At 62.0% G+C, this 14,828-nt stretch carries 12 protein-coding genes; 10 read left to right on the top strand and 2 right to left on the bottom strand.

Features of this window, described 5'->3' with window-relative positions; genetic code table 11:
* Nucleotides 1-2 precede the first annotated feature (2 nt).
* The 6 genes from DOCECA_RS21345 to DOCECA_RS21320 all read left to right on the top strand — a co-directional run bounded on the left by DOCECA_RS21345 (nucleotide 3) and on the right by DOCECA_RS21320 (nucleotide 4,832).
* Nucleotides 3-788 (top strand): aspartyl/asparaginyl beta-hydroxylase domain-containing protein, encoded by a 786-nt coding sequence (locus DOCECA_RS21345; RefSeq protein WP_445571038.1) that lies wholly within the window; start codon nucleotides 3-5, stop codon nucleotides 786-788.
* Nucleotides 776-1,711, top strand: coding sequence for a sulfotransferase family protein (locus tag DOCECA_RS21340; RefSeq protein WP_445571037.1), 936 nt, complete (start codon nucleotides 776-778; stop codon nucleotides 1,709-1,711). Before DOCECA_RS21345 ends, DOCECA_RS21340 begins: the two co-directional genes overlap by 13 nt.
* Before the next feature lie 116 nt (nucleotides 1,712-1,827).
* Nucleotides 1,828-2,073: a DUF2789 domain-containing protein gene (locus DOCECA_RS21335; protein WP_420766483.1), complete on the top strand. Its 246-nt coding sequence runs from the start codon at nucleotides 1,828-1,830 to the stop codon at nucleotides 2,071-2,073.
* A gap of 195 nt (nucleotides 2,074-2,268) precedes the next feature.
* Nucleotides 2,269-2,850, top strand: a complete 582-nt coding sequence (locus DOCECA_RS21330) for an alpha/beta hydrolase (protein WP_420766482.1) — start codon at nucleotides 2,269-2,271, stop codon at nucleotides 2,848-2,850.
* A 46-nt stretch (nucleotides 2,851-2,896) separates the two neighbouring features.
* On the top strand, nucleotides 2,897-3,832 hold the full coding sequence (locus tag DOCECA_RS21325; RefSeq protein ID WP_445571036.1) for a sigma 54-interacting transcriptional regulator: 936 nt from the start codon (nucleotides 2,897-2,899) through the stop codon (nucleotides 3,830-3,832).
* Nucleotides 3,833-4,049: 217 nt separating this feature from the next.
* Nucleotides 4,050-4,832: a MetQ/NlpA family ABC transporter substrate-binding protein gene (locus tag DOCECA_RS21320; protein ID WP_420766480.1), complete on the top strand. Its 783-nt coding sequence runs from the start codon at nucleotides 4,050-4,052 to the stop codon at nucleotides 4,830-4,832.
* A gap of 523 nt (nucleotides 4,833-5,355) precedes the next feature.
* Here DOCECA_RS21320 and DOCECA_RS21315 read toward each other — a convergent pair.
* A complete protein-coding gene (locus tag DOCECA_RS21315) occupies nucleotides 5,356-6,516 on the bottom strand; it encodes an AAA family ATPase (RefSeq protein ID WP_445571035.1) in 1,161 nt (386 codons plus the stop codon).
* A 120-nt stretch (nucleotides 6,517-6,636) separates the two neighbouring features.
* Between DOCECA_RS21315 and DOCECA_RS21310 the strand changes: the two genes are divergently transcribed.
* Genes DOCECA_RS21310 through DOCECA_RS21300 form a run of 3 tightly spaced genes read left to right on the top strand, consistent with a single transcriptional unit; the run spans nucleotide 6,637 to nucleotide 11,845 of the window.
* Nucleotides 6,637-7,740, top strand: a complete 1,104-nt coding sequence (locus tag DOCECA_RS21310; protein WP_445571034.1) for an efflux RND transporter periplasmic adaptor subunit — start codon at nucleotides 6,637-6,639, stop codon at nucleotides 7,738-7,740.
* Nucleotides 7,737-8,801, top strand: a complete 1,065-nt coding sequence (locus DOCECA_RS21305) for an efflux RND transporter periplasmic adaptor subunit (protein ID WP_420766473.1) — start codon at nucleotides 7,737-7,739, stop codon at nucleotides 8,799-8,801. The genes DOCECA_RS21310 and DOCECA_RS21305 overlap by 4 nt, the downstream gene beginning before the upstream one ends.
* Complete coding sequence (locus DOCECA_RS21300) at nucleotides 8,798-11,845, top strand: efflux RND transporter permease subunit (RefSeq protein WP_445571033.1); 3,048 nt, start codon at nucleotides 8,798-8,800, stop codon at nucleotides 11,843-11,845. The genes DOCECA_RS21305 and DOCECA_RS21300 overlap by 4 nt, the downstream gene beginning before the upstream one ends.
* Before the next feature lie 187 nt (nucleotides 11,846-12,032).
* Here the strand turns inward: DOCECA_RS21300 and DOCECA_RS21295 are convergent, their stop codons facing one another.
* The gene (locus DOCECA_RS21295; protein WP_445571032.1) at nucleotides 12,033-14,252 is read right to left on the bottom strand and encodes a heavy metal translocating P-type ATPase; all 2,220 of its coding nucleotides are present in this window, start codon (nucleotides 14,250-14,252) and stop codon (nucleotides 12,033-12,035) included.
* Between the two features lie 85 nt (nucleotides 14,253-14,337).
* Between DOCECA_RS21295 and cadR the strand changes: the two genes are divergently transcribed.
* A complete protein-coding gene (gene cadR, locus DOCECA_RS21290) occupies nucleotides 14,338-14,784 on the top strand; it encodes a Cd(II)/Pb(II)-responsive transcriptional regulator (RefSeq protein ID WP_420766470.1) in 447 nt (148 codons plus the stop codon).
* Nucleotides 14,785-14,828 lie beyond the last annotated feature (44 nt).

The following is a 14,828-nucleotide window of genomic DNA, read 5'->3' as shown; positions in this document are numbered from 1 at the left end:
CCATGACGCGCCCGGCGTTTTCCCGCCTGCCCGTCACGGTGAACCTGCCGTTGCTGTTGCAAGCGCTGGCAGCCATCAAGGACGAGCGTTGGCGAGGGCATTTCAACACTGCCTATCACAGCGGTGATTGGAGCGGCGTGGCGTTGATCTCGGCTGCCGATGCCTTGACCGAGCTGTCGCCCGGGCACGGTAAGCCCGTGTACCGCGTGCCCTGGTCAGAGGATGGTCGCTGGCAAGAAGCATTGGCCGCTTGGCCTCTGGATATCGTCTCGGCCCGCCTGCTGCGGTTGGGCCCGGGGGGTCTCATCCATGAGCATCGCGACTATGACCTGGGCGGTCCGGACGCCGACCTGCGCCTGCACGTTCCGCTGCTGAGCTCGCCGGGGGTTACGTTCTGGCTGGACGGGCAGATCATTGCGATGCAGGTGGGCGAATGTTGGTTTCTCGATCTGGCGCGTCCTCATTGCGTTGCCAATCAAGGCGACCAGGCGCGAATCCATCTGGTGCTCGATTGTCGCCCCGGGCCATGGTTGGACCAGCAGATAGCCGAGGGGCTGCGTAGTACACCCGAAGCCGTCGTTGGGCAAAGCGACCTGGCCCGTTTCCAGTATTGCGTGGAGGTCGATCCTCGGCTTGCCAGCGCGTTGCAAGGCCTCCATGACCTGGACACTTTCGTTGAAACCGCGCTGACGCTTGGGGCGGAACAAGGGCTGCATTTCACCCGGGAGCAATTGCGGGCTGCCATGCGCCACGGTCGCCGACAATGGAGTGACCAGTGCAAGCCCTGAGGCTGGATGGCTGGTTGCCGATCCGCGTGTGGCAGGAGGCCGGTGAGTGGCGAGTCGATTGGTGCTGGTTCGGTGACCGACGACTGTCGCAGCCGTTCTTCGGCGATGCCGTGGAAGAAGCCCTGCGCTTGCCCTTCAACCTGGTGTTCCGCCGCCAGACACCCTTGGACGTCCTGGGCCAATGGCAGCGACAGAGCCCCGGCCTGGCGCCCAGCGCATTCATCTTCCATGCCTCCCGATGCGGCTCGACACTGATCAGCCAGATGCTCGCCCAACTGGATGACCACATCGTCATCTCGGAGCCGCCGCCCCTGGATGCGCTGCTGCGCAGTGATTTGCCCCCTGCCGGACGGCGCGTGGCGCTCAAGGGTCTGGTGTCGGCCTATGGGCAGCGCCGTCGAGGTGGGGAGCAACGGCTGGTGATCAAGCTCGACGCCTGGAACATCGGCGAATTGGCGCTGTTGCGCGAATGTTTTCCCGATACGCCTCGGCTGTTCCTGTACCGCGATCCGCTGGAAATTGCCGTCTCCCATCTGCGCCGCCCTGGCATGCACATGGTGCCGGGGTTGATCGGGGCGAGCGTGCTCGACGATGAATTACCCTTCGTCAGCCAGGAAGATTTCATCTCGCGTCGGGTGGGCCGTTTGTTGGCGACAGGTCTGGAGCACTGCCAGACGTTTGCCGCAATGGCGGTGGACTACACCGAACTGCCCGAGGCGATGACGGGAAGGCTGGCGGCGTTTTTCGGGCTTGATGATGAGCAACGCAGGCGAGTGTTCGCAAAAGTGGGGCAGCATGCCAAGCAGCCGGCGCAGGCGTTCACTGGCGACAGCGAGGACAAGCGCCGGGAGGCTTCGGCACTGTTGCATGAGCGGGTCAGGCATTGGGCGCAGGCACCCTATGAAGCGTTGAGATCGTTGTAGTCCAGGCGATCCCGCTTCTGCGGTGAAGGTGCTTGCCACAAAGGGTTCAGCGTTCGCTTCAAAGGACTAGACTGCGAGAGTCCCCCAGCTGATCCTTTCATGCTCAGGAGTTTCGCATGGAAACCCCGATCCATAACCTTCCCGCGCTTTTCAAACAACTCGGCCTGCCCGACGACGCCGTCAGCATTGATCAATTCATCGCCAGCCACTCGCCGCTCAAGCCCGAATTGCATCTGGCCGACGCATTCTTCTGGAACGAGAGCCAGCGGCAATTGCTGCGTGATGAAATTCTCGAAGATGCCGATTGGGCGGTGGTGGTGGATCAGCTCGACGTGCTGCTGCGCAAGGGCCGAAGTGGTTGAGGCTTATGCTGCAATACTTGTGCTAGCGAGCTATCAATCAGTGCCGATGCCAGACACAACAGATCGCGAGCAAGCGCGCTTCCCCATGGGCTGATCTGTTATGCTATTTAAGCCTTAATAAATAGCTTCTTATTCCTTAAGCAATGCAGCTCTCCTCCTTATACTCGTCCGCAAACAGATACGCAGGAGAGCCCCATGCGCAACGAATCGATTCGCTACCTGATTGTGCCGGGCTGGCAAGGATCGCCAGACAATCATTGGCAAACCCACTGGCAGGCCAGCCTGCCCAATAGCACCCGGGTCGAACAGGCTGACTGGTTGACGCCACGCCGAGAAGATTGGGTCGCCGCGCTGGCAGAAGCCATCGCCGCTGACAGCACGCCGGTGATTCTCATCGCGCACAGCCTGGGTTGCATCACGGTTGCCCATTGGGCTGCTACAGCTCCGGTGCAGCTGTTACGACAGGTGCGCGCCGCGTTGCTCGTGGCACCGGCGGATGTGGAGCGGCCGGCCTGCGCCCCGGCGTTGCGCAATTTCGCGCCGATCCCGACGAACCTGCTGCCATTCCCCAGCCAAGTGGTCAGTTCCGACAACGACGCGGCAGTCAGTGCCCCGCGCGCGCTGGAGCTTGCACGCAACTGGGGGGCCGAGGCCGGGATTCTGGCAGGGGCCGGGCATATCAACGTGAAATCCGGACATCAGCGTTGGGAGCAGGGTTTCGCTTATCTCTACCGCCTGCAAACGCGCATGGAGCATCACGCCCTGCGTCGTGCCTGAATTTTTAGTGCCCTCCGTCTCCCGGCGGTTTGGGCGGGAGCCTGCCATGACCTTGCACGAAACCTTCGGCCAGCCATTGCTGACCTTTCCCGACTCGGAAAAAAGCCCGCTGAGCATCCGCGCCAAGGCGCTGGTTTTCGTCGACCCACGTTCGCGGCAGTTACGCCAGGAGCTGGAGCGATTGGCACCGCGCTCGGTCTCGGTGTTGATCCGCGGCGAAACCGGCACCGGCAAGGAGCTGTTGGCCAGGCACATCCATCGCGAAAGCAATCGGGGCGGGTTGTTTGTCTCAGTCAATTGCGGCGCCATCAGCCCTACTTACGCCGATGCCGAGTTGTTTGGCTACGCCGCTGGCAGCCATAGCGGTTCAGCCAGCAGCCGGGCGGGGTGGTTCGGCTCGGCCAACGGCGGCACGCTTTACCTGGACGAGATTGGCGACTTGCCGTTGCCGATCCAGATCAAATTGCTGGCGGCCCTGGAGAACCATGAAGTCACGCGCGTTGGCGCTCACCAGCCCAGTCCGGTGGACGTACGCCTGGTCGCGGCGACCAGTATCGATCTGGCCCAAGCGGTGTCGGCCGGAAAATTCCATGATCGGCTCTACCACTACCTGAGCGAGGGTCAGCTTGAGCTGCCGGCCTTGCGCGAAAGAGTGGGCGACATCCTGTCCCTGGCCGAATACTTCTTGGGCATCTACAGCCAGCGACTCGGTTTGACGGTGCCGCTGATCAGTGAAGCGGCGCAGCATGCCCTTGAGGGGCACAGCTGGCCGGGTAATACCCGTGAGTTGGAAAACGTCATTCACTTTGCATTGCTGGTGAGCACGGGGGACGAGATTTTGCCGGAGCATTTGAACCTGCCGTCCCGGCCAACGGCCCTGGGACTGATCGACCTCCAGGCGGCGCAGGTTATCGCCCAGGGCTCGGAAACCGAACGCTTGGCCCTCAAAGCGTGGCTCGTTCAATTGAGCCAAACGCTCTAGACCGGACCCGTTCAACTGCGGCGAAGGTGCTCGCTCCCTTGTCACAAAAATCTGCGGTTTTCCTATATGAGTAAAATGAATATGAACTTGAATAAAAGATATTGTTAAGGCATAAAAATTATCGGTATCTTGCGCATCACGCCAGCGATAGCACTTCGCTGGCACTTTACTTCTGGCCGTCGTCCATGACGCCTGTGATTTTCGATAAGGACACCGCATGAAAAAGGTTCTGTTGTTCACCGCATTGGCGGCAGCCCTCACCTCGGGCCTGGTCCAGGCCGCAGAGAAGCTGGTCGTCGCAGCCACCCCGGTACCCCACGCCGAAATCCTTGAGCTGATCAAGCCAGCCCTCGCCAAAGAAGGCGTGGACCTGGAGATCAAGGTTTTTACCGACTACGTTCAACCCAACGTACAGGTTGACCAAAAGCGCCTGGACGCCAACTACTTCCAGACCCTGCCGTACCTCAAGAGCTTCAACGAAGGCAAAGGCACTGATCTGGTAACCGTAATCGGCGTGCACGTCGAACCGTTTGGCGGCTACTCGAAAAAGGTCAAGAGCCTGGCTGAGCTGAAGGACGGCGCAACCATCGCCATCCCTAACGAAGGCAGCAACAGCGGCCGGGCCCTGATCCTGCTGCAGAAGGCTGGCCTGATCAAACTCAAGGATCCGAAAAACGCCTTGGCGACGCCGAAAGACATCGCCGAGAACCCGAAGAACTTCAAGTTCAAGGAATTGGAATCGGCCATGTTGCCGCGCGTGCTGGATCAGGTTGACCTGGACATGATCAACACCAACTACGCCTTGGAAGCAGGCCTGAACCCGGCCAAGGACGCTTTGGTGATCGAAGGTTCGGATTCGCCTTACGTTAACTTCCTGGTCGCCCGTCCGGACAACAAGGACAGCGACGCCATCCAGAAACTGGCCAAGGCCCTGACCAGCCCGGAAGTGAAGGCGTTCATCGAGAAGAAGTACAGCGGCGCGGTACTGCCGGCGTTCTGATTCGCGCGGTAAACCCTGTTACGGTTTCAAACGTCGACGGCTGATACAGCGTCGGCGTTTTTTATGCTCGAAAGATTGCTTGGGTCAGGGACAGGATTACCTGTGGCGAGGGAGCTTGCTCCCGCTCGGCTGCGCAGCAGTCGCAAAACCCGCTAATGCGATCTGCATGAAGGACGGCTGGGGGCCTGCTACGCAGGCCAGCGGGAGCAAGCTCCCTCGCCACAAGATCAAAGGCGAAAATCAGGCCATTCTGGTCTTCAACGCCCGGCGCAACGCCACCAATAATTTGACTATTTCCTGCGGTTCCAGTCGCTGCGGCACTTTCACGTCAGCCATGTTTTTCTTCCTTGTGTGTTCAGCCAGGAGTCTGGCCAAAAGCGGAGCATCCTTGGAGGGGCATTGCGAAAAAAAGAGCTTTCCTACAGCGAAGGAAAGTAGTCGCCTTCTTTCGCCACGGCAAATCGTAGGGTGGGTTTTCAGATGGATATAACCCTTGGCGCTCCCTTGCCACAGGAGGCGGCGGTTAATCCGGCCAGTGCCACGCCGGCTCATCCAGTGCCAGCTGCCCGACGATTCCCGTCTGCCCGAAATCTTTTTCCAGCACGATGCAATTGCAGTCCTCATCCTGTTCCAGCGCGGCAATCAGGCGCGAGGCGTGGGATACGACCCAGACCTGGCAACTGGCCGAAGCGCGGATGATCAAGCGCGCCAGGGCCGGCAACAGGTCGGGGTGCAGGCTGGTTTCCGGTTCGTTGAGCACCATCAGCGACGGCGGTCGCGGTGTGAGCAGCGCGGCCACGAGCAGCAGGTAGCGAAGGGTCCCGTCCGACAGTTCGGCGGCGGTCAGCGGCCGTAGCAGGCCGTGTTGCTGGAACGCAATGGCGAAACGTCCGCCTTGCAGCTTGTCGATGTGCAGATGGGCACCGGGGAACGCATCGCCGATGGCCCCATGCAACGCGTCGACGTCACCGATTTCAAAAATGGTCTGGAGGGCTGCGGCCAAATCGCGCCCATCGTGATGCAACACCGGTGTGCGTGTGCCCAGTTGCGGTTGGCGCACCGGGGCGTCGGCGTCGCTGCGAAAGTGATCATAGAAACGCCAGCGGCGGATGAATTCACGCATTTGCAGCACTTCCGGCGAAGCACGCAGGCTGCCGACCTGGTCGAACAGGCTATCGAAGGTCGGGGTGTGCTGGGACAGGACATCCCACGAACGGCCTTCGCGGGCACGGACCATCGGCCCGTTGCGGTCCACCAGCAGGCTGGCCGGTCGGAACACGGGGCCGGCCCAGATGCACTCGCGCTTGATTTCCGGGTCCAGTGAAAACGCCGATCGACTGGGCGCCGGCAGGCCGAGCGCAATCGAATAGCTGAAGTCTTCACCGGCGAATCCCAGGCGCAGTCGCTTGGTGCCCTGACGCACGACCGCCTGCACTGGCACTTCGCCGTTGCGCATGCGCCGGCTGATTTCTTCGGGGCCGGCCCAGAAGGTCGAATCCAGCCCGCCTTCACGGGCCAAGGCATTTACCACTCCGCCCTGTGCCGTCTCCGCCAACAGTCGCAAGGCCCTGTACAGATTGGATTTGCCGCTGCCGTTAGGGCCGGTGATCAAGTTCAACCGACCCAACGGGATGACCAATTTATTGATGGATCGGTAGTTGGCCACCGCCAATGTCTTGAGCATGCATATTTCCTTTGCGTGGTCGCAATCAAGTCTGCCCGATTGCCGTGCATTCGGTGAACCCTGTTCTAAGCTCAGAGTCGTATCGTCACTGGTACGTCGGTACAACGCAAAGGAGTCTGCATGACTGGTCCCGGAATCAAATTGATTGTTGGCTTGGGCGTGTGTGCGTTGTTGACGGGGTGCGGTGATAAAAAACCCGAGGAAAAAGCCTTGCCACGGGTGTTCATACAGCAAGCCACGCCCAGCGAATACGCGGCCTCCGTGACGCTGACCGGCGATGTCCAGGCCCGCGTTCAGGCCGACCTCTCGTTTCGCGTGAGCGGCAAGATCATCGAGCGCAAGGTTGACGTCGGTGACCGGGTCTCGGCCCGGCAAGTGTTGGCCCGGCTCGATCCTCGCGACTTGCAGACCAACGTCGACTCCGCCCAAGCCCAGGTGGCCGCCGAACAGGCGCGGGTCAAGCAGAGCGCCGCCGCCTTCGTGCGCCAGCAAAAGCTCTTGCCCAAAGGCTATACCAGCCAGAGTGAATACGACGCGGCCCAGGCTCAACTGCGCAGTAGCCAGAGCGCGCTGACGGCGGCCCAGGCACAACTGGCCAATGCTCGCGAACAGCTGAGCTACACCGCGCTGATCGCCGAGGCGCCTGGCATCATCACGGCACGCCAGGCGGAAGTCGGCCAGGTGGTCCAGGCCACCGAGCCGATCTTCAGCCTGGCCAGGGACGGTGAACGTGACGCAGTGTTCAACATCTATGAATCTCTGCTGCGCGAACCGCCGTCGGACCCGGCTATCACCATCAGTCTGCTGGACAACCCTGCTATCAAGACCACCGGTACGGTGCGTGAGATCACCCCGGCGGTGTCCGCCGAGACCGGCACCGTGCAGGTCAAGGTCACGCTTCATGACTTGCCTGAAGGCATGCGCCTGGGATCCGTGGTCAGCGCCACGGCCAAGTCCGCCGGAAAGACGGCCGTGGAACTGCCCTGGTCGGCACTGACCAAGAACCTCAGCGAGCCCGCCGTGTGGCTGGTGGACGACGAGGGCAAGGCGCAACTGCATACGGTCACGGTCGGTCGTTACTTGACCGGCAAGGTCATCATCAGCGACGGGCTCAAGGGCGGCGAGAAGGTCATCATTGCCGGCGGGCAGCTGCTCCATCCTGGCGTGCGCGTCGAGATCGCCGAAAACAACCACGCCAAAGCCCCGACAGGAGCCCAGCCATGAAGCGCTTGTGGATGGTCTTGGCCGGCCTGCTGCTGGCCGCCTGTTCGAAGGAAGAGGCGCCGCCGGAGCCGGTGCGACCGGTGTTGTCCATCGAAGTCCGGGCTTTGGACCAACAGGCGCTGGGACGTTTCGCGGGGAATATCCAGGCGCGTTACGAGACCAACGTGGGGTTCCGGGTGCCGGGCCGCATTGCCAGCCGCAACGTCGATGTCGGCGCCGAGGTGAAGAAGGGCGACCTGCTCGCGACCCTCGATCCCACTGATCAGCAGAACCAATTGCGCGCTGCCCAAGGCGATCTCGCGCGGATCCAGGCGCAGTACATCAATGCCCAGGCCAACGCTCGCCGGCAGCAACAATTATTCGACCGAGGGGTCGGTGCCCAGGCGCAACTGGACATCGCCCAGACGGACCTGAAAACCACCGCGGCGTCCCTGGAGCAGGCCCGGGCCTCGGTGGAGCAAGCCCGCGACCAGCTCAACTACAGCGAGCTGCATACCGACCATGACGCTGTTGTCACGGCCTGGAATGCCGAGGCGGGGCAAGTGGTGACCGCCGGCCAGCAAGTAGTGACCCTGGCCCGACCCGACGTGAAGGAAGCGGTGATCGACCTGCCCGCCGGGCTGGCCGAGCGCCTGCCCGAGGACGTGGTGTTCGAAGTCGCCGCGCAACTGGACCCGGCGACCCGCACCACGGCCATCGTACGCGAAATCGAGCCCCAGGCCCAGAGCGCCACCCGCACCCGTCGCGCGCGCCTGACGCTGACCGATACTCCACCGGGATTTCGCCTGGGCACGGCGATCAGCGTGACCCTGAGCTCGGCCATCGAGCCACGCATCGAACTGCCTCTCAGCGCCTTGCAAGAGGTTGATGGCAAGTCGCGAATCTGGCTGATCAACCCGCAGGACCAGACGGTTTCGCCACGGGACGTGCAGGTGCTGGAACGGTCGGACGGCTCGGTGTTGGTGGCCAACGGCATCAAGCCCGGCGACCGCGTGGTCAGCGCTGGCGTGAACAGCCTCCAGCCGGGGCAAAAAGTGAAACTCGACGAGGACGCACGATGAAAGGGCCTTTCAACTTATCGGAATGGGCCCTGCGGCATCAGTCGTTCGTGTGGTACCTGATGTTCGTCGCGTTGTTGATGGGCGTGTTTTCGTACCTGAACCTGGGCCGCGAAGAGGACCCCTCGTTCACCATCAAGACCATGGTCATCCAGACGCGCTGGCCTGGCGCGACCCAGGAAGAAACCCTCAAGCAGGTCACGGACCGCATCGAGAAAAAACTCGAAGAGCTCGACTCCCTCGATTATGTGAAGAGCTACACCCGACCCGGGGAATCGACGGTATTCGTCTATCTGCGCGATACCACTGGCGCCGAAGAGATTCCCGAGATCTGGTACCAGGTCCGCAAGAAGATCAACGACATTCGCGGCGATTTCCCGGAAGGCCTCCAAGGGCCGGGATTCAATGACGAGTTCGGTGACGTCTATGGCTCGGTGTACGCCTTCACCGGCGACGGCTTGTCGATGCGTCAGTTGCGCGACTACGTGGAGCAAGTACGTGCCGAGATCCGCGAGGTGCCTGGCCTGGGCAAGGTGGAAATGGTCGGCGAGCAGGACGAAGTGCTGTACCTGAATTTCTCCACCCGCAAACTCGCGGCGCTGGGAATCGACCAGCGCCAAGTGGTGCAGAGCCTGCAATCGCAGAACGCGGTGACCCCGGCCGGTGTGATCGACGCCGGGCCAGAGCGGATTTCCGTGCGCACCTCGGGCCAGTTCCAGTCGGAAAAGGACCTGGCCAACGTCAACCTGCGACTCAACGACCGCTTTTATCGACTGGCCGACATCGCCGATATCCGCCGTGGCTACGTCGACCCCGCCACACCGATGTTCCGCTTCAACGGCACGCCGGCCATTGGCTTGGCCATCGCCATGAAGAAGGGCGGCAACATCCAGGAATTCGGCAAGGCCCTGCATGCACGCATGAACGAACTGACCGCCGACCTTCCGGTGGGCGTCGGCGTGCACACGGTGTCGGACCAGGCCGAAGTGGTGGAGGAGGCCGTCGGCGGCTTCACCAGCGCGTTGTTCGAGGCGGTGATCATCGTGCTCGTCGTCAGTTTCATCAGCCTCGGCATCCGGGCGGGGCTGGTGGTGGCCTGCTCGATCCCGCTGGTGTTGGCGATGGTTTTTGTCTTCATGGAATACAGCGGCATCACCATGCAGCGGATCTCCCTCGGCGCGCTGATCATCGCCCTGGGCCTGCTGGTGGACGATGCAATGATCACCGTGGAGATGATGGTCACCCGCTTGGAGAAAGGCGACACCAAGGACCAGGCCGCCACCTTTGCCTATACCTCGACCGCCTTCCCCATGCTCACCGGGACCCTGGTGACCGTGGCCGGTTTCGTGCCCATCGGCCTGAACGCCAGTTCGGCGGGCGAATACACCTTCACCCTGTTCGCCGTGATTGCCGTGGCGATGCTGGTGTCATGGATCGTCGCGGTGCTGTTTGCGCCGGTGATCGGCGTGCACATCCTGAGCACCAACATCAAACCCCACAGCGCCGAGCCGGGGCGCATTGGTCGGGCCTTCAACGGTGGCCTGTTGTGGGCGATGCGCAATCGCTGGTGGGCCATTGGCATCACGGTGTTGCTGTTTGCGTTGGCGGTGTTCTGCATGCGCTTCGTGCAGAACCAGTTCTTCCCGTCCTCGGACCGCCCAGAGATCCTGGTGGACCTCAACCTGCCGCAGAACGCCTCGATGGACGAGACGCGCAAGGCGGTCGATCGCCTGGAAGCGACCCTCAAGGATGACCCGGACATCGCGCGCTGGAGTACTTACATCGGTGAAGGCGCGATTCGTTTCTATCTGCCGCTGGACCAACAGCTTCAAAATCCGTACTACGCGCAACTGGTGATCGTCAGCAAGGGTCTGGAGTCGCGCGCGGCCCTGACCGAACGTCTGAAAAAGCGCTTGCGGGAGGATTTCGTCGGCATTGGCAGCTACGTGCAGGCCCTGGAAATGGGCCCGCCGGTGGGCCGTCCGATCCAGTATCGCGTCAGCGGCAAGGACATCGACCAGGTGCGCAAGCACGCCATCGAGCTGGCCACCGAGCTGGACAAGAACTCCCACATCGGCGAAATCATCTACGACTGGAACGAGCCAGGCAAAGTGCTGCGCATCGACATCGCCCAAGACAAGGCGCGGCAACTGGGCTTGTCTTCGGACGATGTCGCCCGGCTGATGAACAGCATCGTCAGCGGCTCGCCGGTGACCCAGGTCAACGACGATATCTACCTGATCGACGTGGTAGGGCGCGCCGAAGACGCCGAGCGCGGCTCGCCGGAAACCCTGCAGAACCTGCAGATCGTTACCCCGAGCGGCACGTCGATTCCATTGCTGGCCTTCGCCACGGTGCGTTACGAGCTGGAGCAGCCGCTGGTGTGGCGTCGCGACCGCAAGCCCACCATCACCATCAAGGCCGCCGTGCGCGATGAAATCCAGCCCACGGACCTGGTGCGGCAACTGCAACCGGACATCGACAAATTCGCCGCCAAATTGCCAGTGGGCTACAAGATCGCCACCGGCGGTACGGTAGAAGAAAGCAGCAAGGCCCAAGGGCCAATCGCCAGCGTTGTGCCGCTGATGCTGTTCTTGATGGCGACGTTCCTCATGATCCAGCTGCACAGCGTGCAGAAGCTGTTTCTGGTGGCGAGCGTCGCGCCGTTGGGCCTGATTGGCGTGGTGCTGGCGCTGGTGCCGACGGGCACGCCCATGGGCTTCGTGGCGATCCTCGGCATCCTAGCGCTGATCGGCATCATCATCCGTAACTCGGTGATCCTGGTGACCCAGATCGATGAGTATGAGCGTGACGGCTACGAGCCGTGGGACGCCGTGGTGGAAGCCACCGAGCATCGGCGCCGGCCGATCCTGCTGACAGCTGCCGCGGCGAGCCTGGGGATGATCCCGATTGCCCGGGAAGTGTTCTGGGGGCCGATGGCCTACGCGATGATCGGCGGCATCATCGTCGCCACGCTGCTGACGCTGCTGTTCCTGCCGGCGTTGTACGTGGCCTGGTACAAGATCCGCGAGCCGAAGCGTGATTGAGGCGGCCGAGTACTGTCAGATGTGGCGAGGGGATTTATCCCCGCTGGGCTGCACCGCAGCCCCAAAGAAAACAACCTCATTCAACCTGATACACCGGGTTTGCAGCCTTTTGGGGCTGCTTCGCAGCCCAGCGGGGATAAATCCCCTCGCCACAGGTCAGGTGTCTGGTCTCGGCAGCGCGCAATTTTTACTTGCGCAACAACCGCAACCCATTGAACACCACCAGCAGACTCACCCCCATGTCGGCAAACACCGCCATCCACATGGTCGCAAGCCCTGCAAAGGTCACCCCAAGGAAAATCGCCTTGATGACCAGCGCCAGGGCGATGTTCTGCTTGAGGATGCTCGAGGTCTGCCGCGACAGCCGGATGAATGCCGGAATCTTGCGCAGGTCATCGTCCATCAAGGCCACGTCGGCGGTCTCGATGGCCGTGTCGGTGCCGGCCGCCGCCATGGCGAAACCGATTTCCGAGCGGGCAAGCGCCGGGGCGTCGTTGATGCCGTCGCCGACCATGCCGACGCGGTGGCCTTGGGCGTAGAGACTTTCGATGGCGTGTAGCTTGTCCTCTGGCAGCAGGTCGCCACGGGCCTGATCCATGCCCACCTGCCTGGCGATCGCTTCGGCGGTGTGGGCATTGTCGCCGGTCAGCATCACCGTCTTGATACCCAGGTCATGCAGTTGCCGGATGGCTTCGCGGCTGGAATCCTTGACGGTGTCCGCGACGGCAAACAGCGCCAAGGGTTTTGTGCTGTCGAGCAGCAGCACCACGGACTTGCCTTGTTTTTCCAGGGCGAAGAGCTTCTCTTCAAGCTCAGGGGAGCAGAGGCCAAGGTCTTCCACCAGGCGATGATTGCCCAGGTGATAGGTCTGGCCACCGATGTCGCCACGGACGCCGCGCCCAGGGAGCGCCGCAAAGTTATCCACAGTCTGCTGCGGCTGGTTTTTATCCACAGCCGCCTCGGCAATCGCCTGGGATACCGGATGGTCTGAGCGCGCCGCGAGGCTGGCGGCCAGGGCCGGGACCGCCGTCTCCAGAGCCGGGTCCAGCAGCACGTAATCGGTCTGTACCGGTTTGCCATGGGTAATCGTGCCGGTCTTGTCCAAAGCCAGATAATCGAGTTTGTGGCCACCCTCAAGGTAAACGCCGCCCTTGACCAATATGCCTTTGCGCGCCGCAGCCGCCAGGCCGCTGACGATGGTCACCGGGGTGGAAATCACCAACGCACAAGGACAGGCCACCACCAGCAGGACCAGTGCGCGGTAGATCCAGTCGAACCAGCTCGCGTCCATGAACAGCGGTGGGATGACCGCCATGGCCAGGGCCAGGGCAAACACCGCCGGGGTGTAGATTTTCGAGAATTGATCAACGAAACGCTGGGTCGGCGCCCGGGAACCCTGAGCTTGCTCCACGGCGTGAATGATCCGCGCCAGGGTGGACTGGTCGGCGACGGCGGTCACGGTGTATTCCAGCTCGCCGGCCTGGTTGATCGTGCCGGCGAACACTTTGTCGCCCACGGTTTTTTCCACCGGCAGGCTTTCACCGGTAATGGGTGCCTGATCGATGGTCGAGCGTCCAGCGACCACGTCACCGTCCAGCCCAACCCGCTCGCCAGGACGAACCCGCACCCTTGCGCCGAGGGCGATGGTTTTTACGTCCTCTACCTGCCACGTGCCGTCGGCCTGTTGCACCGTGGCTTGCTCCGGCGCCATTTGCATCAGGCCGCTGATGGCGTTGCGCGCCCGGTCGAGGGATTTCGCCTCGATCAGCTCGGCCACGGTAAACAGGAACATCACCATCGCCGCTTCCGGCCATTGGCCGATGAGCACGGCGCCGGTCACGGCAATGCTCATCAAGGCGTTGATGTTCAAGTTGAGGTTTTTCAGGGCAATCCAGCCCTTCTTGTAGGTGCCGAGGCCGCCGCTGAGAATCGAGACCAATGCAACCAGCGCCACCACCCAGTTCGGCGCGGCATTGGTGAAATGAATCACCTCGGCAGCCAGTGCCGTGACGCCGGACAACGCCAGCGGCCACCAGGGCTTCGCTGGGGCAGGCAGGTTGGCGGTGGGTCTTTCCTGGCCATCGGACAACAGCTCCGCCTGCATTCCAAGGGACTCGATAGCCTTGACGATCGGGGCGTCGCTGGGCAGGTCATGGGTCACGCCCAATACCCGGTTGATCAGGTTGAATTCCAGCTGTTGCACGCCTTCGAGCTTGCCGAGTTTGTTCTGGATCAGCGTTTGCTCGGTGGGGCAATCCATGGCTTGGATGCGAAAGCTGCTCAGCCGCGCACCGTCCGTCGGTGTTTTGCCGAGGTTGACCACCGACGGTGCTGCTTTCGCAGCACAGCAGGAATGCCCGTGGCCGTGGCCGTGGTCGGGGTTATGAAGGTGAAGGGAATCGCTCATTGGGGACGTCCATGAAAAGTACCTGTTGCGCAGTAAAGACCCTGTAGCCACTATAGGGTCAAGCACCTATTTCGGAGGCTGCATCATGAAAATCGGAGAACTGGCGAAAATCACCGACTGCCAGGTGGAAACCATCCGCTACTACGAACGTGAGGGCCTGTTGCCGGAGCCGGCCCGCAGCGACGGCAATTACCGCGTCTACACCCAGGCCCATGCCGAGCGGCTGACGTTCATCCGCAACTGCCGCACCCTGGACATGACCCTGGAAGAAATCCGCAGCCTCCTGGCCCTGCGCGACAGCCCCCAGGACCAGTGCGAAAGCGTCAATGCACTGATCGACGAGCACATCCATCACGTCAAGGCCCGCATCGATGGCCTGATGGCGTTGCAGGCACAACTGATCGACCTGCGCCATCGCTGTGGCGAAGGGCCGGATCTGGACCAATGTGGGATTTTGCAGCGGCTGGAAGTCAGTGGCGCGGTGGCGCCGGATGTGGAGCATTCCCATGTAGGCAGGAGCCATGGGCATTGAGCGGCAAGGAAAACCAATGTGGGAGCGAGCCTGCTGGCGATAGC

It is taken from the genome of Pseudomonas sp. E102 (genome assembly GCF_052660185.1).
The sequence above is the reverse complement of the archived record's forward strand: the minus strand, read 5'-3'. Positions and strand labels throughout refer to the sequence as shown.

Bases quoted from the DNA above. Each gene is read 5' to 3' on its own strand.
- DOCECA_RS21330 (WP_420766482.1), top strand. From the start codon at position 2,269: ATGCGCAACGAATCGATTCGCTACCTGATTGTGCCGGGCTGGCAAGGA.
- DOCECA_RS21300 (WP_445571033.1), top strand. From the start codon at position 8,798: ATGAAAGGGCCTTTCAACTTATCGGAATGGGCCCTGCGGCATCAGTCG.
- DOCECA_RS21310 (WP_445571034.1), top strand. From the start codon at position 6,637: ATGACTGGTCCCGGAATCAAATTGATTGTTGGCTTGGGCGTGTGTGCG.
- DOCECA_RS21325 (WP_445571036.1), top strand. From the start codon at position 2,897: ATGACCTTGCACGAAACCTTCGGCCAGCCATTGCTGACCTTTCCCGAC.
- DOCECA_RS21305 (WP_420766473.1), top strand. From the start codon at position 7,737: ATGAAGCGCTTGTGGATGGTCTTGGCCGGCCTGCTGCTGGCCGCCTGT.
- DOCECA_RS21345 (WP_445571038.1), top strand. From the start codon at position 3: ATGACGCGCCCGGCGTTTTCCCGCCTGCCCGTCACGGTGAACCTGCCG.
- DOCECA_RS21335 (WP_420766483.1), top strand. From the start codon at position 1,828: ATGGAAACCCCGATCCATAACCTTCCCGCGCTTTTCAAACAACTCGGC.
- cadR (WP_420766470.1), top strand. From the start codon at position 14,338: ATGAAAATCGGAGAACTGGCGAAAATCACCGACTGCCAGGTGGAAACC.
- DOCECA_RS21320 (WP_420766480.1), top strand. From the start codon at position 4,050: ATGAAAAAGGTTCTGTTGTTCACCGCATTGGCGGCAGCCCTCACCTCG.
- DOCECA_RS21295 (WP_445571032.1), bottom strand. From the start codon at position 14,252: ATGAGCGATTCCCTTCACCTTCATAACCCCGACCACGGCCACGGCCAC.
- DOCECA_RS21315 (WP_445571035.1), bottom strand. From the start codon at position 6,516: ATGCTCAAGACATTGGCGGTGGCCAACTACCGATCCATCAATAAATTG.